The organism is Azospirillum baldaniorum (genome assembly GCF_003119195.2).
Classification (GTDB): Bacteria; Pseudomonadota; Alphaproteobacteria; order Azospirillales; family Azospirillaceae; genus Azospirillum; species Azospirillum baldaniorum.
In genome coordinates this window covers 1,636,082-1,656,772 of record NZ_CP022253.1, presented here as the reverse complement: position 1 = coordinate 1,656,772, position 20,691 = coordinate 1,636,082, and the positions used below count along the sequence as shown (strand labels likewise).

The 20,691-nt window shown below is 66.4% G+C and carries 19 protein-coding genes; 7 read left to right on the top strand and 12 right to left on the bottom strand.

The window, feature by feature from the left end:
- Nucleotides 1–81 precede the first annotated feature (81 nt).
- Nucleotides 82–2,022 (bottom strand): autotransporter assembly complex protein TamA, encoded by a 1,941-nt coding sequence (locus tag Sp245p_RS07770; protein WP_109138446.1) that lies wholly within the window; start codon nucleotides 2,020–2,022, stop codon nucleotides 82–84.
- 271 nt (nucleotides 2,023–2,293) lie between these two features.
- Here Sp245p_RS07770 and typA point away from each other — a divergent pair, with 271 nt between their 5' ends.
- Nucleotides 2,294–4,120 (top strand): translational GTPase TypA, encoded by a 1,827-nt coding sequence (typA, locus tag Sp245p_RS07765; protein ID WP_014240708.1) that lies wholly within the window; start codon nucleotides 2,294–2,296, stop codon nucleotides 4,118–4,120.
- A gap of 126 nt (nucleotides 4,121–4,246) precedes the next feature.
- Complete coding sequence (locus Sp245p_RS07760) at nucleotides 4,247–4,720, top strand: OsmC family protein (RefSeq protein ID WP_014240707.1); 474 nt, start codon at nucleotides 4,247–4,249, stop codon at nucleotides 4,718–4,720.
- Nucleotides 4,721–4,758: 38 nt separating this feature from the next.
- Here the strand turns inward: Sp245p_RS07760 and Sp245p_RS07755 are convergent, their stop codons facing one another.
- The 3 genes from Sp245p_RS07755 to Sp245p_RS07745 form a co-directional block, all read right to left on the bottom strand.
- The gene (locus Sp245p_RS07755; RefSeq protein ID WP_014240706.1) at nucleotides 4,759–4,941 is read right to left on the bottom strand and encodes a hypothetical protein; all 183 of its coding nucleotides are present in this window, start codon (nucleotides 4,939–4,941) and stop codon (nucleotides 4,759–4,761) included.
- Nucleotides 4,941–5,117 (bottom strand): CsbD family protein, encoded by a 177-nt coding sequence (locus Sp245p_RS07750; protein ID WP_014240705.1) that lies wholly within the window; start codon nucleotides 5,115–5,117, stop codon nucleotides 4,941–4,943. The genes Sp245p_RS07755 and Sp245p_RS07750 overlap by 1 nt, the downstream gene beginning before the upstream one ends.
- A 121-nt stretch (nucleotides 5,118–5,238) precedes the next feature.
- A complete protein-coding gene (locus Sp245p_RS07745; RefSeq protein ID WP_014240704.1) occupies nucleotides 5,239–5,652 on the bottom strand; it encodes an HIT family protein in 414 nt (137 codons plus the stop codon).
- Between the two features lie 425 nt (nucleotides 5,653–6,077).
- Here Sp245p_RS07745 and Sp245p_RS07740 point away from each other — a divergent pair, with 425 nt between their 5' ends.
- Nucleotides 6,078–8,687 (top strand): glycosyltransferase, encoded by a 2,610-nt coding sequence (locus Sp245p_RS07740; protein ID WP_014240703.1) that lies wholly within the window; start codon nucleotides 6,078–6,080, stop codon nucleotides 8,685–8,687.
- Between the two features lie 108 nt (nucleotides 8,688–8,795).
- On the opposite strand, the gene Sp245p_RS07735 is transcribed toward Sp245p_RS07740, so the two are convergent.
- On the bottom strand, nucleotides 8,796–9,080 hold the full coding sequence (locus Sp245p_RS07735; RefSeq protein WP_014240701.1) for a hypothetical protein: 285 nt from the start codon (nucleotides 9,078–9,080) through the stop codon (nucleotides 8,796–8,798).
- Nucleotides 9,081–9,380: 300 nt separating this feature from the next.
- Here Sp245p_RS07735 and Sp245p_RS07730 point away from each other — a divergent pair, with 300 nt between their 5' ends.
- Nucleotides 9,381–10,115 carry a Crp/Fnr family transcriptional regulator gene (locus Sp245p_RS07730; protein WP_014240699.1) on the top strand — a complete coding sequence of 245 codons (735 nt, stop codon included), beginning with the start codon at nucleotides 9,381–9,383 and terminating at the stop codon, nucleotides 10,113–10,115.
- A gap of 236 nt (nucleotides 10,116–10,351) precedes the next feature.
- Nucleotides 10,352–10,765, top strand: coding sequence for a response regulator (locus tag Sp245p_RS07725; RefSeq protein WP_014240697.1), 414 nt, complete (start codon nucleotides 10,352–10,354; stop codon nucleotides 10,763–10,765).
- 24 nt (nucleotides 10,766–10,789) lie between these two features.
- On the opposite strand, the gene Sp245p_RS07720 is transcribed toward Sp245p_RS07725, so the two are convergent.
- On the bottom strand, nucleotides 10,790–11,497 hold the full coding sequence (locus tag Sp245p_RS07720; RefSeq protein WP_014240696.1) for a Crp/Fnr family transcriptional regulator: 708 nt from the start codon (nucleotides 11,495–11,497) through the stop codon (nucleotides 10,790–10,792).
- A 162-nt stretch (nucleotides 11,498–11,659) separates the two neighbouring features.
- On the opposite strand from Sp245p_RS07720, the gene Sp245p_RS07715 reads away from it, so the two are divergent.
- On the top strand, nucleotides 11,660–12,073 hold the full coding sequence (locus Sp245p_RS07715) for a hypothetical protein (RefSeq protein ID WP_014240695.1): 414 nt from the start codon (nucleotides 11,660–11,662) through the stop codon (nucleotides 12,071–12,073).
- Here the strand turns inward: Sp245p_RS07715 and Sp245p_RS07710 are convergent.
- Both Sp245p_RS07710 and Sp245p_RS07705 read right to left on the bottom strand, forming a co-directional pair.
- Nucleotides 12,045–12,584 carry an isoprenylcysteine carboxyl methyltransferase family protein gene (locus Sp245p_RS07710; RefSeq protein ID WP_014240694.1) on the bottom strand — a complete coding sequence of 180 codons (540 nt, stop codon included), beginning with the start codon at nucleotides 12,582–12,584 and terminating at the stop codon, nucleotides 12,045–12,047. The genes Sp245p_RS07715 and Sp245p_RS07710 overlap by 29 nt on opposite strands.
- 11 nt (nucleotides 12,585–12,595) lie before the next feature.
- Nucleotides 12,596–13,645: a type III polyketide synthase gene (locus Sp245p_RS07705; RefSeq protein WP_014240693.1), complete on the bottom strand. Its 1,050-nt coding sequence runs from the start codon at nucleotides 13,643–13,645 to the stop codon at nucleotides 12,596–12,598.
- Nucleotides 13,646–13,811: 166 nt separating this feature from the next.
- Here Sp245p_RS07705 and Sp245p_RS07700 point away from each other — a divergent pair, with 166 nt between their 5' ends.
- Complete coding sequence (locus Sp245p_RS07700; protein WP_014240692.1) at nucleotides 13,812–14,537, top strand: DUF502 domain-containing protein; 726 nt, start codon at nucleotides 13,812–13,814, stop codon at nucleotides 14,535–14,537.
- A gap of 24 nt (nucleotides 14,538–14,561) precedes the next feature.
- Here Sp245p_RS07700 and Sp245p_RS07695 read toward each other — a convergent pair whose 3' ends face one another.
- The 4 genes from Sp245p_RS07695 to Sp245p_RS07680 form a co-directional block, all read right to left on the bottom strand.
- A complete protein-coding gene (locus Sp245p_RS07695) occupies nucleotides 14,562–15,557 on the bottom strand; it encodes a hypothetical protein (RefSeq protein WP_129557159.1) in 996 nt (331 codons plus the stop codon).
- A 241-nt stretch (nucleotides 15,558–15,798) separates the two neighbouring features.
- Entirely contained in the window at nucleotides 15,799–16,389 is a 591-nt protein-coding gene (locus Sp245p_RS07690) for a calcium-binding protein (protein ID WP_158310399.1), read from the bottom strand.
- Between the two features lie 395 nt (nucleotides 16,390–16,784).
- A complete protein-coding gene (recG, locus tag Sp245p_RS07685) occupies nucleotides 16,785–18,866 on the bottom strand; it encodes an ATP-dependent DNA helicase RecG (RefSeq protein ID WP_014240685.1) in 2,082 nt (693 codons plus the stop codon).
- Between the two features lie 366 nt (nucleotides 18,867–19,232).
- Nucleotides 19,233–20,690, bottom strand: coding sequence for a cobyric acid synthase (locus tag Sp245p_RS07680; protein ID WP_014240683.1), 1,458 nt, complete (start codon nucleotides 20,688–20,690; stop codon nucleotides 19,233–19,235).
- Nucleotide 20,691: the final 1 nt, after the last annotated feature.

The following is a 20,691-nucleotide window of genomic DNA, read 5'->3' as shown; positions in this document are numbered from 1 at the left end:
ATAACGGGAAAGAGCATGGGCGATCCCGATCCAAGTGGCAAAAATGCGACCCGACCCGGCATCACCGGTTGAAAGGACGAATCAGAAGGCCTGACCCAGACTGAGGTAGAGTTGCCACTTCGCATCGCCGGAGTCGGCGTTCAGCGGGAAGGCGACGTCGGCGCGCAGCGGCCCGAAATCGGTGTAGTAGCGGGCACCGATGCCCGCGCCGACCTTCAACGGTTCCTTGAAGTCCGGGAAGGCGCTGTCGAAGACGGTGCCGGCGTCGACGAAGGGCACGATGCCGACGGTCTCGGTCACCTTGACGCGAAGCTCCAAACCAGCTTCGAACAGCGACCGTCCACCGGTCGGGTCGCCGTAGATGTCGCGCGGCCCGGCCTTCTGGAAGCCGTAGCCACGCACCGACCCGCCGCCGCCCGCATAGAAGCGGTGGTCCGGCGGAACCTGGTCCAGGGAGGCTCCCACCGTGCTGCCAACGCCGATGCGCGCCGCCGCGACGTAGCGTCCGTTGTCGGACAGATCGCGGTAGGCCGACGCGTTGATCTGGAAACTGGTGAAGATCGAGTCCGTATCCCCGGCGTAGGGGAACCAGGGGGTGGCGAGCAGCGAGGCGCGGTAGCCCCTGGACGGATTCAGCAGATTGTCCGAGCCGTCCCAAGCGATGCCCAGCGGCACGCCGATGAAGCCGGTCTGGTACTCCCGCAAGTTGGAACGCACCCGCCCGCGCTCCCCCGACACGCCGTAGGAGACCTTAAGCTGGTCGGTCACCTGCCGCTCCAGCGAGGCCGAGCCGATGGTGGCGACCCGGTCGTAGGCCGGCGGCTGCTCCGACGCGACCTGGAAATCCAGGATCAGCGACTGGCGCGGCGCCAGGAAATCGGGCTTGCGGAAGTTGGCGGACAGCCGGATGTCCGGCAGGTCCAGGCTGCCGCGCGGCCCCTGCGCGGCGCCGTTGTCGCCGCCGATCCGCCCGACCTCCACACCCAGCCGCAGCCGCTCCGCCCCGCCGAACAGGTTGCGGTGGCCCCAATAGGCCGAGCCGCCCACGCCATCCTCCGACGAGTAGAAGGCGCTGGCCCCGATGAAGCGGTGCAGCTTTTCGGCCAGGGTCACGTCCACCGGCGTGACGCCGCCCGGCCCCGGCTCCTCGGCCAGCCGCACCCGCACGGTGTCGAACACGTCGAGCTGGGCGATCTGCTGGCGCGCCCGGTCGACCTTGGCCGGGCTGTAGATGTCGCCCTGCTTCCAGGGCAGGCGCCCGCGGATCAGCCCCTCGTCGACACTGGCCAGCCCGTCGATCTTGGTGTCGCCGAACATCACCAGCGGGCCGGGGTCCACCGAAAAGGTGACGTCCATGCTGTGGTCGTCGTGGTCGACCACGACCCGCCGCTCGGCGACGGTGGCGAAGGGGTGGCCGCGGTCGGTCATCCGGCGCAGCAGCGCGGACTGGGCGTCCACCACCTGCGGCGCGCGCGCCCGCTCCCCCACCGGCAGGCCGATGTCGCGGGGGGTCACGTCGCCGCCCGGCAGCGGCGCGCCGTCGGTGGAGACGATGCTGATGGTCTTGAAGCGGTAGGGCGTGCCGGGCGTCACCGCCACGGTCACCTTGGCCGGGGTCCTGGCCGCGTCCACCCGGATGTCGAGAACCGCGTCATAGAAGCCGGCGGAGCGCAGCGCCGTCTGCAGGCGATCCCGGTCGCTGTCGGCGCGCCGTTCCAGCCCCAGCACCGACGGCGGCGGGTCGTTCTTCAGGCTGACCAGCGAGGAGCTGTCGCGCAGCAGGTCGCGCAGCTCGTCGTCCTCCATCCCGGTGAACTCCACCTCGTAGGGGATCTGCGGGCCGGGTGCGTTGGGCGTGGGGTCATCCTGCCCGGAACCGTCCTGCGCCGCGGGCGGCGGGGCCGCCTCCTGAACGGTGTCCGGCGCGGGGTCCTGCGCGCGCAACGGGTCGCCCGGCACGGCGACGAGCGCGCTGGACAGGAGAATGACGGCGAGGCGGGAAGCGGAAACGCGGCTGGTCATCACCGGACCATGTGGGATTCCGAGACGCAGACGCCAATGATTCGGTCGCCACGGCGCAAGGAAATTCCGCATAGGCGCTTTGGGCGAGTTTCCCCCACCACGCCGCTTGCGTTATGAAGCTGGATCATTATATTGCGTCGCAACAGTTTCCCCGGCAGAGCCCCCCGATCGATCTCGGAGGGTTTTTTTGTTGTGCGCGGCCGACGTGCCGCGGTGTCGGGGCGGCATTGCGCAACGGAAGCCCCAGAGCGGATTTAAGAGTCCCCGACACATGAATCTTCGTAACGTCGCCATCATCGCGCACGTCGACCACGGCAAGACGACCCTGGTCGATCAGCTCCTCAAGCAGGCCGGTTCGTTCCGCGAGAACCAGCAGGTCGCCGAACGCGCCATGGACTCCAACGACCTGGAGCGCGAGCGCGGCATCACCATCCTGGCCAAGTGCACGTCGGTCCTGTGGAACGACCTGCGCATCAACATCGTGGACACCCCCGGCCACGCCGATTTCGGCGGCGAGGTCGAGCGCATCCTCTCCATGGTGGACGGCGTGGTCCTGCTCTGCGATGCCGCCGAAGGGCCGCTGCCGCAGACCAAGTTCGTGCTGGGCAAGGCGCTGAAGCTGGGCCTGCGCCCGATCGTCGTCATCAACAAGGTGGACCGTCCCGACGGCCGTCCGCACGAGGTGCATGACGAGGTGTTCGACCTGTTCGCCTCGCTCGACGCCTCGAACGAGCAGCTCGACTTCCCGACCCTGTTCGCCTCGGGCCGCAACGGCTGGGCGACCACGGACCTGGAGAACGGCGCCCGCGAGACGCTGACCCCGCTGTTCGAGCTGATCCGCGACCACGTCCCGCCGCCCAAGGTGGAAGAGGACCTGCCCTTCGCCATGCTGGCGACCACGCTGGAGGCGAACCCCTATCTGGGCCGCATCCTGACCGGCCGCATCCAGACCGGCAGCGTCAAGGTCAACATGGCCATCAAGTCGCTGAGCCGCGACGGCAAGCTGATCGAGAACGCCCGCATCAGCAAGGTGCTGGCCTTCCGCGGCCTGGAGCGCGTTCCGGTGGACGAGGCGCACGCCGGCGACATCGTCGCCCTGGCCGGCCTGACCACCACCACCGTGGCCGACACCATCTGCGCGCCGGAAGTGGCCGAGCCGCTGGCCGCCCAGCCGATCGACCCGCCCACCCTGGCGATGACCTTCTCGGTCAACGACAGCCCGCTGGCCGGCCGCGAGGGTGACAAGGTCACCAGCCGCATGATCCGCGACCGCCTGATGCGCGAGGCCGAAGGCAATGTCGCCCTGCGCGTCAGCGACACCGAGGGCGGCGACGCCTTCGAGGTGGCCGGCCGCGGCGAACTGCAGCTCGGCATCCTGATCGAGACGATGCGCCGCGAGGGCTACGAGCTGGCCATCAGCCGCCCGCGCGTGCTGTTCAAGACCGACCCGCTGAACGGCCAGCGCCTGGAGCCGATCGAGGAAGTCGTCGTCGACGTGGACGAGGAGTTCTCCGGCACCGTCGTGCAGAAGATGGCGGAGCGCAAGGCGGACCTCATCGAGATGCGTCCGTCGGGCGGCAACAAGACCCGCATCGTCTTCCACGCCCCGTCGCGCGGCCTGATCGGCTATCAGGGCGAGTTCCTGACCGACACCCGCGGCACCGGCATCATGAACCGGCTGTTCCACGGCTACGCCCCTTACAAGGGCACGATCGCCGGCCGGCGCACCGGCGTGCTGATCTCCAACGCCGACGGCACCGCGGTCGCCTACGCGCTGTGGAACCTGGAAGATCGCGGCCCGATGCTGATCGATCCGGGCGTTCCGGTCTATCAGGGCATGATCATCGGTGAGCACACCCGCGGCAACGACCTCGAAGTCAACGTCATCAAGGGCAAGCAGCTCACCAACATCCGCACCACCAGCAAGGACGAGGCGGTCCGCCTGACCCCGCCGATCCAGATGACGCTGGAGCGCGCCCTGTCCTACATCGGCGACGACGAGCTGGTCGAGGTGACGCCGAAGTCCATCCGCCTGCGCAAGCGCTACCTCGACCCGAACGAGCGCAAGCGCCACGCCCGCGCCGCCGAAGCCAGCTGAGGCTGACGGGCAAGGCAGCGTTGAGATCGCGGGAGGGCTTCGGCCCTCCCGCTTTTTTTATGGCCCGTTTTCTTTTCAGCGGCGGTGACCGCGGTTACCCTCCCGGAAACACATCCGGAGGGACCAATGTCAGGGCGCGAACACCAGTACGGCACGACGGTGACCTGGACCGGCAACCAGGGAACCGGAACCTCGGGCTACAAGGCGTACAGCCGCGATCTTGAGATCACCGCGCCCGGCAAGCCGCCGATCCCCGGCTCGTCCGACCCGGCCTTCCGCGGTGATCCCACGCGCTACAATCCCGAGGACATGCTCGTGGCCTCGCTCTCGGCCTGCCACATGCTGTGGTACCTGCATCTATGCGCCGTGAACGGCGTCAGCGTGACCGCCTACACGGACGAGGCCGCCGGAACGATGGCCGAGGAGGCGCACGGCGGCGGACGCTTTACCGACGTCGTCCTGCGCCCCCAGGTCACCCTCGCCCCCGGAAGCGATTCCGCCAAGGCCGTGGCCCTGCACCACGAGGCCCACGAGAAATGCTTCATCGCCAATTCGGTGAATTTCCCGGTGCGGGTCGAGGCGCAGATCGCCGTTGAGTGACAAAGAAAAACCCCCTTCCGGATGGAAGGGGGCGATTCCTAGTCCCGCAAGCTCTTCTTCTTGATATCGGGCTTTTCGCCCAGCTCATCGAACTTGTCCTGGACAGGCTTGTCGGGGTTGCCCGAGGCTTGCCCGGTTTCCTCGATGAGCTTGTCCTCGATCCGCTGAGCGGCGTCGGACGGGGCATCGTCCTTGCGGTGCCCCCGCTCATCCGCGCCCATCACTTGTCGCCTTTGAGGATGTCCTTCACCTTGCCGACGACCTTGTCCAGCTTGCCCTCGGCCTTGTCGGCGCGGCCCTCGTCCTTCAGATCCCGGTTGCCGGTCAGGTCGCCGGCCTGCTTCTTGACTTCGCCCTTCAGCTCCTTGCCGGCACCGGTGATGCGGTCGGTGTTCATGGTGCCTTCTCCTTCGATCGGTGAATGTTTCAGCGACCGTAAACAGGGCCGCAGGAGAAACGTCACGCCCTCGCTTGGCCGCAAAAGGAGGAGCGCCCGCCGCGTTCGGCTTTGTCGGGCCTCACTTTTGGCCCAACCTCTCCCCGATCTTTCGGATAAGGCTGTCCCGCTCCTCCGGGCTGTAGCGCTCCGCGAAGCCCGACCCCCACACCGGCCCCGGCCACGCCGGGTCCGTCCTGGAGCGGGCGATGACGTGGATATGAAGTTGCGGAACCAGATTGCCCAGGGCCCCGACGTTGATCTTGTCCGGGCTGAACAGGGTTTCCAGCGTGCGCGAGGCCAGGGCGATCTCGTCCACCAGCCGGTGCTGGTCCTCACGGGACAGCTGGTGGATCTCCGTCAGGCCATGCCGGGCGGGGACCAGGATCAGCCACGGCCACACCCGGTTGTCCATCAAGAGGACGCGGCACAGCGGCCATTCCGCGATCGGGGCGGTATCGGCCTGCAAACGGTCATGCAGATGGAACATCGTCATGGGGTCCCGTGTCTTCCCTTCGGCCGGTAAGGATTTCCTTGCGGTGTGCGGGGAAGAAAACGCCCATCCGGTGCGTTCGTCCAGTGGGGATTGCCGCCGCTGCAGGCCTGGGCATCGGCGCGTCGGAGTGGGACTGGTTGCGGGACTAGGAAAAATGTATAAACTGCCGCACGATCTTTATTCGGTCCGGTGATGTTCCGGTCGGAGGCGTTCGGTCTTCCGGCTTATACGGATCGCGCGGCGGATTGAGACGTGTCCTGCAACCAGGGTGGTGGGTACGGGTGTTCGGTCCGAAGGCGGTGTCGGGGCGGCGAGTCCCCCTGCGTGCCGATCCGGTTGAACCCCTTCGCTGAATTGAAAGATGCCCGGCCGGGGCGGACAAAGCCAGGACGGTCGGCAGACGTTTGGGACAAAGAAAGACGGTCATGCGCAAGTCGGCGATCGCGGCTCTTCTTCTCGTGATCCTGGGCAACATCGGAGTCTGGGCGCTGTGGAACCGCCCGGTCGCCGAACGGTCCTGGGGCGGCGCCATCAGCGGCGTCGGCTACACGCCCTTCCACCCGGACAAGAGCCCGTCCAAGGGCGACAAGGCCTCGGCGGAGGACATCGAGAAGGACATGAAGGCCCTGGAGGGGTCGGTCAAGGGGGTGCGCATCTACTCCACCACCGACGGGTCGGAGCAGACGGCGCCCATCGCCCGCAAGTACGGGATTCCGATCACCGCGGGCGCCTGGATCGCCGGCAAGCCGGAGATCGACGAGCCGGAGATCAACGGCCTGATCAAGCTGGCGCGCGACAACAACAACGTCCGCCGCGTCCTGGTCGGCAACGAGGCGATCCTGCGCGCCGACGTCACCGTCCCGCAGGCCATCGAATACATCAAGCGCGTGAAGAAGAAGGTCAACGTCCCGGTCTCCACCGCGGAGCCGTGGCACGTCTGGCTGGAGCATCCGGAACTGGCCGACGCGGTGGACTTCCTGGCCGTCCACCTGCTGCCCTACTGGGAAGGCGTGCCCGCCGACCAGTCGGTCGATTACGCCATGTTCCGCTACAACGAGCTGAAGACCAAGTTCCCGAACAAGCACATCCTGATCTCGGAAATCGGCTGGCCGGCCGACGGCCCGTGGCGCCGCGGCGCCGAGGCGAGCCAAGTCAACCAGGCCAAGTTCATCCGCACCTTCCTGAACGTCGCGGCGCAGAACAAGCTCGACTACTTCATCATGGAGGCCTTCGACCAGCCCTGGAAGCGCGAGATCGAAGGCACCGCCGGCACCAGCTGGGGCCTGTGGGACGCGTGGCGCAAGCCGAAGTTCCCGATGATCGGCGAGGTGACGGAGCTGCGGAACTGGCCGCTGCTCTGCGGCATCTCCATCGCGGTGGGCTTCCTGCCGCTCGTCTTCTTCCTGTGGCGCCGCGGCGGCGACCTGAAGTTCGGCGGGCAGGTCTTCTACGGCGCGATGATCCAGGGCGTGTCGTCGGTGCTGGTCTTCACCTTCACTGCGGCCAGCGTCGCCGGCCTCGCCACCACCACGGAGATCGCCTGGGGCATCCTGGTCTTCTGCCAGCTCGTCCTGCTCGCCGTCATGCTGATCGACGGGCTCGAGCTGACCGAGGTCGTCTGGCAGGACCGCTTCAAGCGCAAGTTCCAGCCCTGCTCGGCGGCACCCCTGCCCAACGCGCCGAAGGTTTCCATCCATGTGCCCTGCTACAACGAGCCGCCGCACATGGTCATGGAGACTCTGGACGCGCTGGCCCGGTTGGACTACCCGAACTACGAGGTCCTGCTGCTCGACAACAACACCAAGGACCCGGCGGTGTGGCGCCCGGTCGAGGAATACTGTCGCAAGCTCGGGCCGAAGTTCCGCTTCTTCCACCTGGACAACTGGCCGGGCTTCAAGGCCGGCGCGCTGAACTTCGGGCTCGCCCAGACGGCGCCGGACGCCCAGCACATCGCCGTCATCGACAGCGACTATCAGGTCCATCCCGACTGGCTGAAGGCGACCATTCCCCATTTCAACCGGCCGGAGGTCGGCTTCGTGCAGTCCCCGCAGGACTACCGGGACTGGAGCCATGACCTGTTCCAGCGGATGATCAACTGGGAATACGCCGGCTTCTTCCACATCGGCATGATCCAGCGCAACGAGCGCAACGCAATCATCCAGCACGGCACCATGACCATCATCCGCAAGTCGGCGCTGGAGGAGGTCGGCCGCTGGGGCGAGTGGTGCATCACCGAGGACGCCGACCTCGGCCTGCGCCTGTTCGAGCACAAGTACGAGGCCGTCTACATGCCGGAGAGCTACGGCAAGGGCCTCGTCCCCGACAGCTTCTCCGCCTACAAGACTCAGCGCTTCCGCTGGGCCTATGGCGCCGTGCAGATCCTCAAGCACCACTGGCGCGACCTGCTGCCGGGCGGCCCGCGCCTGACCGCCGGGCAGAAGTATCACTTCATCACCGGCTGGCTGCCCTGGTTCGCCGACGCCGCCCACATGATCTTCGGCATCGCCGGCATCATCTGGTCGCTCGGCCTGCTGGCCTTCCCGAAGTATTTCGAGTTCCCGCCCAGCGTCTTCATGATCCCGACGCTCAGCGTCTTCGCCTTCAAGGTCGGCGCCTCGCTCTGGCTGTACGAAGCGCGGGTGAAGTGCGGCTTCTGGGACAAGGTCGGGGCGGCCATCGCCGGCATGGCCCTGACCCACACGGTGGGCCGCGCCATGTGGCTGGGCATGTTCACCTCCGGGCGCCCCTTCGTCCGCACGCCGAAATGCGAGAACCAGCCGGCGCTGATGCAGGCCTTCCTGATGGCGCGGGAGGAGATCGCGCTGCTTCTGGGCCTGTGGGGCGCCGCTCTGGCCATCGTGGTGGTGTTCGGTCACGAGAACCGCGACGCCTTCATGTGGTCGGGCCTGCTGGTCGTGCAGTCGCTGCCCTACCTGTCGGCCTTCATCACCGCCCTGATCAACGCCTTCCCCAACATCGGGCTGGGCAAGCGGCGTCCGGAACCCACGGAAGCCGCCGGAGCCGGGGCGGACTGACCGCTCCCGCCCATCGGATCGCCACCCCGAATCGCAAGCATGAAGAGAGCCCCGCCGGGATGGCGGGGCTCTCTTCGTTTTGCCTGGAAAGGCGTCCTGTACGCGTTCTCAGTCCTGGGAACCGCCGTCTGCCATCTGCCCGATCCCGATCTGCACCGACGCGGGATGGGTGGCGTTCACCTGGATCATCAGGCGCTCGACGATCTGCAACGCCACGCGATGCAGATTTGGATCCTCGCCCTTTGGATCGCGATTCTGGTGGGCGGCAGCGGCGTCCTCAAGCGCGGCATGCGCTTCCTCGAGCCGTAAAACACCGCGTTCCACCAATGCGAGCATAAGGGATTCACAAATCGAGAGGGCAGCCAGTCCCGCCGCATCCCGCTCCGCCGCCATGCCGCCCCCCGCACTCATCTGTTACCACCGACGGCCGTTCAAAACCCCATACGGCCAATGCCACCAACAGTTTTGTATATGATCCCTCACCTGTCCGGTCGAGAAAATCTAACCACCATTAACCTATGTTATAGATGGTTTTATCGTTTGGCTTAATCGTTCGAGGCCGCCCGGAATTGGGCTGGCAGTGGCACTCGCTTCGGGGCCATAACAATTGGACGATCAAAGGCTGGAACAGAAATGACCCGCGCCCAGGCCAACATACCGTCATCTCCACTGGGACGCAAGATAACGAGTTACATGAGCTTGACAGATGAGGAGAAGAGTTTCCTCAACGAGTTGGAGCGCAATGTTACCCGGCACGGTTCGCGATCCGATCTTCTCCAGCAGGGCGAACGCTACGGTTGCGTGCGAGTGATGCGCAAAGGTTGGGCAATCCGTCACAAAGCGCTTCCCGACGGGCGTCGGCAGGTCGTCAATTTTGTCCTGCCCGGGGACATCATCGGCTTTTACTGCAACCTGTTCGAGACGGCGGACCATGGCGTCACCACCCTGACCCCGGCGGAGGTCGCCAACTTCCAGCCGGAACGGATCATCGAACTGTTCAAGCTCTTCCCCCGCCTGGCCGCCGCCCTCGCCTGGTCGGGCGCCAAGGAGGAGGCGATCATCGCCGAACGCCTCCTCAGCGTCGGGCGCCGCACCGCGTTGGAGCGCACCGCCCACCTGATCGTCGAACTGCTGCGGCGGCTGAGCATCGTCGGCCTGGTCGAGGAGGGACGCTTCACCCTGCCGGTCACCCAGGAAATCCTGGCCGACGCGCTGGGGCTCAGCATCGTCCACATCAACCGGACGCTCCGGCGGCTGCGCGACATCGGGCTGATCGATCTGGCCGGACAGCAGATCACCGTCCACGACGTGAAGCAGCTCGCCTCCGTCGGCCAGTTCGACGAACTGTACCTGCACCTGATCCAGGCGCCCAAGCAGCTGGAGCACGCCTTGGATGCCAAGACCGACCGGAAGCGCGCGGGGGACTGACCGATTTTTCGATCCTCTTCGATATTCCCTTCCGATTAACCTATGACAATGCGTCGGCGCGCCGTTCGATATAGAATCTTAATTACCTGCACAGATAACCAAGCAGACCGACCACGGAGCGGACAGCGGCCACCCCCCGCAACAGCTTTCCCAAACAGACTGGACGGACGGTATCGGGCAACCGGCATCGCCGTCCTGCTGTTCACCGGTTTACCCCGCTGTTCATTGGATAACGCATGACCGACGCCCCCCTCGCCGGCCGATCCGCAAGCTCCGGCACACTGACCGTCGCCCTTCTAGAGGACGACATGGTGTTGTGCCTGTGCATGGAAACCCTGTTCGAGGATTGGGGAATGCAGTTGGTCAGCGCCCCGACGCCCGCCGCCCTCCTGGACGCGCTGAACGGCGGGGCGCTCCCCGACATCCTGGTCGCCGACTATCATCTGGGGCGGCACGGCAAGGCGCCGGAGTCGGTCAGGGAAGTTCTGGCGGACGTCGGTTCCGCCCTGCCCGTCATCATCACCACCGGCGACGAGTCCGCAGCCACCCAGGCGGAGATCCGCGCCGCGGGCTGGCATTTCCTCCCCAAGCCCTATGATCCCGAATCGCTTCGCGCCCTGATCCTGACCGTTCTCGGGCGGACGGACTGATACGGCCTTTCCGGCCGCCCCCCCTCACACGCCGGCCCGGACATCCTCCACCAACGCCTCCAACCGGTGCAGGTCGCGCACGACCAGCGCATCGGCCCGCCGCTCCACCAGTCCATCGCGGGCAAGATCGTTCAGCACGCGGGCGACCGTTTCGCGTGCGGTGCTGACCCGGCTGGCGATGTCGGCATGGACGGGGATCGGAGCGATCACCGCCGTCGCCCCTTCCACCCGCCCGCGTTTGGCGAGCCGCAACAGTTCGGCGTGGACGCGGTTGTTGGCACCCAGCGTCGACAGTTCCATCACACGGTCGGTGGCGATGCGGACGACCCGGCACAGCCGCCGCATGACCGCCATGGCAAGTTCCGGGTGGCCGGACACCAATTCCTGAAAGGGTTGGGGCGCCAGGAAGGCGATCAGGGTCCCCTCTTCCAAAGCCATTGCGGAGGCCGAGCGGGGAAGCCCGTCGATGGCCGCCATCTCGCCCAGGAAGCCGCCGGCCTCGATATCGTCGAAACTGATCTCGCGACCCGCCGGGGAATGGCTCAACACCCGCACGCGCCCATGAACCACCAGCACGACGTCCCGCGATTCGCCCTGGTGGTCGATGATCTGCTCGCCGGCGTGGAAGCGGCGCCAACGGCACTGGCGCGCCAGGGTGGCGCGCTCCTCCGCAGACAGCGGGCTCAAAAGCGTGATCGCATCCAGCCGGGACAGTCCAGCGTCAACAGGCACGGGGCAACATCCTTTTCTGACAACCGCCCTCAAGCGCAACCCTGAACATAGCCGGCCCTGCGCAAAGGTGGAACCGCCTCCCTCCAACGGGTGTCGCTAACGTCCCGTTAACCCTGAAAGCGGCAGAACGGACGGGACGCGCCCACCGGAATTGAGAGAGCCATGTCGTTCCAACTGCCCTCCGGCCCCGTTCCCCGCAGCCTGATCCCTTACGCCGGCCGCGTGGATTCGCAGCGCCTGCTGTCGGTCGTCGCCATCCCCTTCGCCGCGGCCATCGCCATGGCGACCGCCGTGGCGGCGATGGGCGGCGTGACCGATCCCATCGCCGAGGCCGGCGGGCCGATGTACTTCGTCCTGAACTTCGTGAAGTTCTGCTATCTGGCTGTGTCGATGGCCCATCTGTCCGGTGCCCTGGCGGAGCGCGCCAACGGCGGCCTGCCCGCCGGCCTGTGGCTGGACGAGATGGACCGCGAGGAGCCCGAGTCCCGCGAATCCTTCTGGCACGCCTTCCCCAACCATCTCGACGGGGCGGCCATCGCCGGCTGCGTCACGATGCTGTGCTTCCTGCTGACCTGAGCGCGCGCCGTCCGGACAGCGCGCCGTCCTCGACACGGATGCGGTGCAAGGTCAGCGGCACGTTCAGCAGCGTGGCCAGCACCGCGATCCACCACGCCCCGAAGACCAGGGGCAGCACGGCCAGTTCGCCCGCCACGACCAGATAGTTGGGGTGGCGGACCCAGCGGAACGGCCCGCGCCGTACCAGCGGCGCACCGGGCAAGGTGACGATGCGGGTGGTCCAGAACCGCCCCAGCGTGGCGATCACCCAGACCCTCCCGGCCTGAAGCAGCACGAACAGGGCGAGCAACCAGCCGTTGATCGGCGCGTCCGCCGGAACGACGGCGAACAGCAGGGCCAGCCATCCGGCGTGCAGCCCGACGAACAGCGGATAATGGCCGGCCCCGACCTCCTGCGCTCCCTCGGCCAGCAGGCGGCGCGTGTTGCGTTGGGCGACGACGAGTTCGCCCAGACGCTGGGCCGCGACCAGCAGCAGGATGACGTGGGGCCAGCCCAGCGGCGGCGTTTCCATTCCAAGCGCTCCTAGAGGTCGACCTGGGCCATCGCGGCGGTGAAGCCCGGGCCGAGCGCGGTCATCAGGTGCGGGCCGCGGGCGCCGGAGGCGATGCGCCGCTCCAGCACGAACAGCACGCTGGCCGCCGACATGTTGCCGCAGCGGCGCAGCACCGCCCAGGCGTCATCCAGCCCGGCGGACACCGGGGCGCAGACCTCCTCCAACGCGTGCAGGACCTTGGCGCCGCCGGGGTGGACGATCAGCCCGGCGAGATCGCCGCGGGCCAGCCGCCGCCGCTCCAGGAAGCCGTCGAGCACCGGCTCCAGCCGGTTGCGGATCAGCGCCGGGATGCTCTGGCTGAAGATCACGCCGAGACCGTCATCCTCGACCCGCCAGCCCATCACGTCCTGCGTGCCCGGCCAAGTGTGCTCAGCCCCATCCACGAGCCGCGGCCCCTCTCCCTCTGCATCGGCGCGCAGCACCGCCGCCGCTGCGCCGTCCGCGAACAGGGCGCTGGCGACGACGTTGGTCGGCGTCGCCTCGGCCGAGCGAAAGGCCAGCGTGCAGAGTTCCACCACCAGGAACAGCACCGTCCGCCCCGCCATGGCCCGGGCGATCTGCCCGGCACGGGTCAGCCCCAGCACGCCGCCGGCGCAGCCCAACCCGAACAGCGGCAGACGCACCGTATCGGGACGGAAGCCCATGCGTTCCAGCAGCAGCGCCTCCAGGCTGGGCGTGGCGATGCCGGTGGTCGAGGCGCAGACGATGGTATCCACCTCCTGCGGCCTCAGATCGGCGCGGGCCAGCGCCTGCCCCGCAGCCTCTTCCAGCAAGGCCAGGGCGCCGTCACGGAAAGCGGCGGTGCGCTCCGGCCAGCCGCGCGGCTCCATGTACCACTCGATGGGCATGACCGCGTGGCGCGTCTCGATGCCGGTGTTGGCGAAGACCGGCACCAGCCGTTCGAAGTCGCGCATCCGCGGTCCGAAGACGGCCCGTGCGACGCCGAGGGCCTCCTCCTGGTCGAGACGATGGGGCGGCAGAGCCGTGGCGAGCGAGAGGATGCGGGGGGTATGGGTCATCCTCAGCGATGTGATGCGCGCAGGGGTGGCGGACCAGCCCCCCGGAGGGAGTTCCTTCGCTTGCTCTCCCGCGACTCTTTCCCGCCGTCCGATACGTCGTTGTGGATTGAGCAGAAGCCATGTCCTGTATCACTATATCGGGCGTCGGATTTTCGGGGGTGGGGCGGTGGATCGGAACGAGCAGAGCAGCCAGAGCGCGGCGGACGAGAGCACGTACCACCGGCCCGCCGGCATCGGCCTGACGGGGCGGCTGCGCGCCTATTTCCTGGCAGGCGTTCTGGTGACGGCGCCGATCGCGGTCACGGTCTATCTCGGCTGGTGGCTGCTGGCCTTCATCGACGGGCATGTGCGCCCGCTGATTCCCTCCGCCTACAACCCCGAAAACTACCTGCCCTTCTCCATCCCCGGCATTGGGGTGCTGACGCTGATCATTGTGCTGACCCTGATCGGTGCCTTCGCCGCCGGCTATGTCGGGCGGTTGGTGGTGCGCATCGGCGAGGGCGTGGTGGAGCGCATGCCGGTCGTCCGCTCCGTCTACGGGGCGGTGAAGCAGATCGTCGAGACGGTGCTCGCCAAGAAGTCCAAGGCCTTCCGCGAGGTGGTCCTGGTGGAGTTCCCGCGCCACGGCATGTGGTCGCTGGGCTTCATCACCGGCGGCGCCCACCCGGAGATCCAGAAAATCTCCGAGGAGGAGATGGTGCACGTCTTCATCCCCTGCGCCCCACCGACCGCCGGCTATCTGGCGATCCTGCCGCGGCGCGAGGTGACCGTTCTTGACATGACGGTGGAGGACGGGCTGAAGCTGGTGATGTCCGGCGGCATCGTCACCCCGCCCGACCGCAAGCCCCCGCCGCAGCTTCACAAGCTGGATCGGGAGCGCAAAAGCGCCTGACGGTCACCAGCGCCCTCAACCCGCTCAGTAGCTCACACGGATGCCTTCACGGTATTGCTGAGCGGATTTCGCGTCCTCGAAGGCACCAACTCCGCCCTTCTGCATCGCTTCCCACGCCGCCATGACCTCTTCGCGCAATTGAACCCGCTGGCCCATCACCGGAGCGTCCGTCCTGGCTTGCGATGCAGGAAGGGAGACCGAGGGAAACAACGAATCGTCCGACGTGAATTCACGGTCCTGCGCAACCGTATGGGTGGATGGCTGCCCTGTCCGCTCGGCAATCAGAGAAGCCGCATCACGCTCTCCGAGGGAGCGAAGGGCCTTGTCAATGGAGGACAGGTCAACCCCGGCGTCCTTCAACTTATAAGCCGCATCGGCTTCCTTGCGTGTGTACGCCATCCGCGAGTCGGCGGGCTGCGTGATGCTGAAGCCCTGGAAGGGATCCAGGTTCATACGCTGGTTACCGGATTGAGCAAGCAACAGCGCCGGGTTGGTGCCCTGCGCCATCAGTGAAGTCGATATCTCCCCATACTGCTCCGACGCTCCCTGACCACGCTGATCCAGCAGGGACAGCTTTCCCATAAGCTCCTCTCGCTTCGCACTGGTCACGCTGAGAGCTTTTCTGAAATCATCCGACGTGGTGTCGTCGCTGGAGAAAAGCCCCGCATTATCATTGTGAGCCATGCGAAACGTCGCCGAGTACGCCGTGAGACGGGACTCTTTGAGCCGCTGTTTGAGCGCATTATGGACGTCTTCGCCGGTCAGCTTGCCGCTGTCGACCAACGACGACAACTGCGTCCGTGTTTCAGCAGACAGCGCATTGAACGCGGTCAAAGACTCATCGCGCAGAGAAGAGGCCAGAGGGCTCAACGACACACTGTCCGCGATCCCTCCGGTGGTCCCACCGATCGCCCGCCCTGTTCCGCCTCCTGACGCCGACGAAGCGGACGGAGACGGAACGGAAGACGATGTGCGTTGGATTGATCCGCCCAGTTGTGAGGAGACTTCGGAAATGCTCATCGCCGGATTCCTCGCCAGTTAGGAAAAGAGGCATTGTGCTAATCATAAACAAAAATGATCATGAAGACACCAATCACACGCAAAACCACATACATATGCGTTAATAAATTCAGGACACATTTCGCCAAACTCAAACATTGATCAACGCCCAGCCGACAAGGCGCTTTGAATTTCTCACGCGATCTACGTATGAGCGTTGATCAATATTATTAATATTCAATTACTCTCTTCCAAGAATCACTCAGGAGAACAGGCTGTTCCATGACGAGTGCGCGAGAGTGCCCCAGCCGCTGACGAGCGATCCGTTGACTGCGGCCCCCTCAATGGTACCAACACCATCGTTTCCGAGATTCGTCAGCATTCCGCGAATCATGATGCCATTGTCGAAGCTGCCATCGTTAAGCTCGCCGCTCTGGTAAATGTAAAATGTGGATCGATCATCGCCCCAAGTCACCGTGAGCGATGTGGCATTCACCATGTAAAGAAAGTCAAAATTATTGAACTCATTCCCTGAGAGATCATCAACAACGGTAATTCCGCCAAGAGCAAAGTCGTGATAGTACAAATCATCACCAGAGCCGCCGTATAGCGTATCGGCATTGCTCAATCCGGACGCTGTTCCTCCGCCGAGGAGCGTATCGTTGCCGTTGTTCCCGTAAACACGATCCCGTCCCCAGCCGCCATCAGCGTAATCATTTCCATCATCGGCGTAGATCCAGTCATCTCCGCCACCGCCGTATATTTCGTCGTTTCCTTGAAGGCCAACAATACTATCATCCCCGGCGGTTCCAGGCAGATAATCCGCGCCCGCCGTTCCAATAATCACAGCCATGACGAACTCCTTATTCAATTTATGCTTCCATTGATGAGGATTCATCATTAGCCGACAGGAAAACAATTTTCAAGAGAAAAATACAAAAGTGCACCAACCATTAGTTATCTAATCATTAGACACGGACACAAATTATTTGAATATTTGCGTATGCGTTGCATTTCGTTGAAGGAGTGCAGACGAGCATTTCTCCTGCCGACTTGGCAGCGGTGATGCATTGAAAAAGAGGCACTCTTTGGAGACACGGCGACGGGCAGGCTCGCGCGAAAAAGCGCGCGCACTTCAGGCTTGAGAAGCTTGCTGGAGAACAGACTTGAGGCGCCGATCAAGATTTTGATCGGACCGAGCAAAATCAATGGTTTGCGCCCATGAAAACGGGGTCTTGATCTGCGCTCCTACCCCGACCGCAACGTCTTCGCCGCCGCGTCCCGCTCGAACAGGTACAACAGAGTCCGCAGCGCCTGACCGCGCTCGCCGGCGAGGTCCGGATCGCGGTCCACGATCAGCTTCGCGTCGTCGCGGGCGGCGGCCAGCAGGTCGCCGTGCACCGCAAGATCAGCCATGCGGAACTCGGGCAGGCCCGACTGCCGGGTGCCCAGCACCTCGCCCGCGCCGCGCAGCCGCAAATCCTCCTCCGCGATGACGAAGCCGTCCTCGGTGTCGCGCATCGTCTTCAGGCGGGCGCGGGCCGTCTCGGTCAGTTGCGGGTCGAACATCAGCAGGCAGGACGACGGCTTCTCGCCGCGCCCCACCCGGCCGCGGAGCTGGTGAAGCTGGGCGAGGCCGAAGCGCTCGGCGTGCTCGATCACCATGACGGTGGCCTCGGGCACGTTCACGCCGACCTCGATCACCGTGGTGGCGACCAGCACGTCGAGGTTCCCGGCCTGGAAGGCGGCCATCACCGCGTCCTTGTCCGGCCCGCGCATCTTGCCATGGACCAGCCCGACCCGGTCGCCGAAGGTGGCGCGCAGGAAGGCGTGGCGCTCCGTCGCGGCGGCGAGGTCGGTCTGTTCCGACTCGTCGACCAGCGGGCAGACCCAATAGACCCGTGCCCCCTCCTGCACCTTGCGGTGGATGCCGTGCACCACCTCCTCCAGCCGGTCGAGCGCGATGGTCACGGTCTGGATCGGCTTGCGCCCCGCCGGCTTCTCGGTCAGGCGCGATACGTCCATATCGCCGTAGGCGGTCAGGGTCAGCGTGCGCGGGATCGGAGTCGCCGTCATCACCAGCACATCCACCGCCCGCCCCTTGGCGGAGAGCTGGAGCCGCTGGTGGACGCCGAAGCGGTGCTGCTCGTCGATCACCGCCAGGGCGAGGTCCTTGAAGGCGACGTCCTCCTGGAACAGCGCGTGGGTGCCGACCAGCAGCGGCAGTTCGCCCGAGGCCAGACGGTCCAGCACCGCCTGCCGCGCCTTGCCCTTGTCACGCCCGGTCAGCAGGGCGAGGTCCACCCCCGCCGCCTTGCACAGCGGGGCGAGGCTTTCGGCGTGCTGGCGGGCGAGGATCTCGGTGGGTGCCATCAGGGCGGCCTGATGACCGGCCTCCACCGCGTTCAGCATCGCCATCAGCGCGACCACCGTCTTGCCGCTGCCGACGTCGCCCTGGAGCAGGCGCAGCATCCGCCGCTCCGCCGCCATGTCCTCGTAGATCTCCGCAAGGGATGTGGCCTGGGAGTTGGTCAGCGAGAAGGGCAGCGCCGCGGCCACCTTGGCGCGCAGCCGCCCGTCGCCCTGGATGACTCGACCCGACAGGCGACGCTGCTGGATGCGGACCAGCGTCAGGGCGAGCTGATTCGACAGCAGCTCGTCATAGGCCAACCTGCGGCGGATCGGGTTGGTCGGGGCGAGGTCGGCCTCGTCCTCCGGCGTGTGGGCGCGGCGGATCGACTCGTGCCAAGTCGGCCAGCCATTGCGGGAGCGCCACGCGGCGTCCTGCCATTCCGGCAGCTCCGGCACGTCGTTCAGCATGGCGCGCACGGCCTTGCGCAGCGTCTTGGCCGGAAGCCCGGCGGTCATCGGATAGACCGGCTCCACCGCCTCGATCTCGTCCTTCGACTCCAGCGGGACCACGGCGTCGGGGTGGGTGATCTGCGGCGTGTCGTGGAACCATTCGACCTTGCCGGACACCACCACCGTCTTGCCGACCGGCATCTGCCGTTCCAGCCAGTCGCCCTTCACATGGAAGTAGATCAGTTCCAGCACGCCCGTCTCATCGGTGCAGCGGACCTTGTAGGGATGGCGGGAGTTGTGCGGAGCGGCGTGCGAATCGATGCGCACCGTCATGGTGGCGATCCGCCCGTTCGGCGCCTCGGCGATCTTCGGGGCGTAGCGGCGGTCGATGACGCCGCACGGCAGGTGCCACAGCAGGTCCACGACCTGCGGGCCGGCCAGCTTTTCGACGAGCTTGCCCAGCCGGGGACCGAGGCCGGGGAGCGCCGTCACCGGACGGAACAGGGGGAAGAGAACGACGGGACGCACGGGAATGGAGTCTCGGCAGCGGGGACACGGGGCCTGTGGCACCCATTCAAGCCCGCCGAGGGGGCTCCGCGTCAAGCGCGGCGGTTTCCAAAAAAGGCCGGGAGGGGAAAAGAAGACGGCGGTGTGCAAGGGTTTGGGGGGAAGCCTGGGCGGGGGACGCCGATCCAAGGCAAAAACCCAATGCACACCGCCGCAAGAAACGATCCGAGGGTATGCGGGAACATTCCGGATCGTGTGTGGCCGGCGGCGGGAACCGCCGGTGGATGACTCGCCAGTAATCAAACGTCGTCAATGACTGCAGTTGTAGCGCCCCCCGCCTGACCCCAGCGTTGCGGGATCATGAAATCCGTTTCATGAAGCCCCTGCTCATCGCGCCGCGGCCAGCAGGGCGGCGATGTCCACATGCTCCTCCAGCCGGGCGGCGATGCGGTCGAGCGCCTGTTCGACCGTCGCCGCGTAGGACTGGCCGGACGTCTCGGCCCCCAACCCCGTCAGGAAGGCGGCGCGGAAGCCGTCCGCCCCGAACAGGCCATGCAGGTAGCAGCCCATCACCCGCCCGTCGGCGGACACCGCGCCATCGGTCTGTCCGTTCGCCAGGGTCAGCATCGGGCGTGCGCGGTCCGCCCCTTCCGTGCGGCCCATGTGCATCTCGTAGCCGGCGACCGCGGCCCCCGTGAGGGTCTCCGTCCCGGTCGCCTCCTCCAGCACCTTCGGCCCCTTCAGCACGGTGTCCACGTCCAGAAGGCCCAGCCCCTCGGCCTCGCCCGGCGGTCCCTCGATGCCGTCCGGATCGGCGACTCGCCGGCCGAGCATCTGGTAGCCGCCGCAGATGCCCAGCACCCGCCCGCCGCGCCGGCGATGGGCGGTGAGATCGACGTCCCAGCCCTGGGCGCGCAGCACCGCCAGATCGGCGATGGTCGCCTTGCTGCCCGGCAGGATGACCAGATCGGCGTCGCCCGGCAACGGCTGGCCGCGCGGCACCATGGACAGGGCCACGTCCGGCTCCTGGGCCAACGGGTCGAAATCGTCGAAGTTGGCGATTCGCGACAGCATCGGCACGGCAACGCGCAGCCGCCCCCCGGAGCGGGTCTTCCAGGTGTCCAGCGCCACCGCGTCCTCCGCCGGCAGCAGGGCGGCGTCGGCCAGCCAGGGCACGACGCCGAAGCTCGGCCAGCCCGTGCGCTCCGCGATGACCGACAGGCCGCCGTCGAACAGCCGCACGTCGCCGCGGAACTTGTTGATGAGGAAGCCGGCGACCAGCGCCCGCTCCTCCGGCGGAATCAGGGCGTGGGTGCCGACGAGGCTGGCGATCACCCCGCCGCGGTCGATGTCGCCGACCAGCACCACCGGCACGCCCGCCGCGGTGGCGAATCCCATGTTGGCGATGTCGCCGGCCCGCAGATTGACCTCGGCCGGGCTGCCCGCGCCCTCGACCACCACCACGTCAGCCTCGGCCTTCAGACGCTCGAAGCTGTCGAGCACGGTGGGGAGAAGCTGCCCCTTGCGCGACTGGTAGTCGCCGGCCCGCGCCGTGCCCGCCACGACGCCGCGGACCACCACCTGGGACCCGACGTCCGACTGCGGCTTCAGCAGCACCGGGTTCATGTGGACGGACGGCGCCACCCCGCAGGCCCGCGCCTGGAGCGCCTGGGCGCGTCCGATCTCGCCGCCGTCGGCGGTGACGGCGGCGTTGTTGGACATGTTCTGCGGCTTGAAGGGCCGCACGGTCAGGCCGCGGCGGACCAGCGCCCGGCACAGCCCGGCCACCAGCAGCGACTTGCCGACGTCGGAGCCGGTGCCTTGGAGCATGATCGCGCGCGGCATG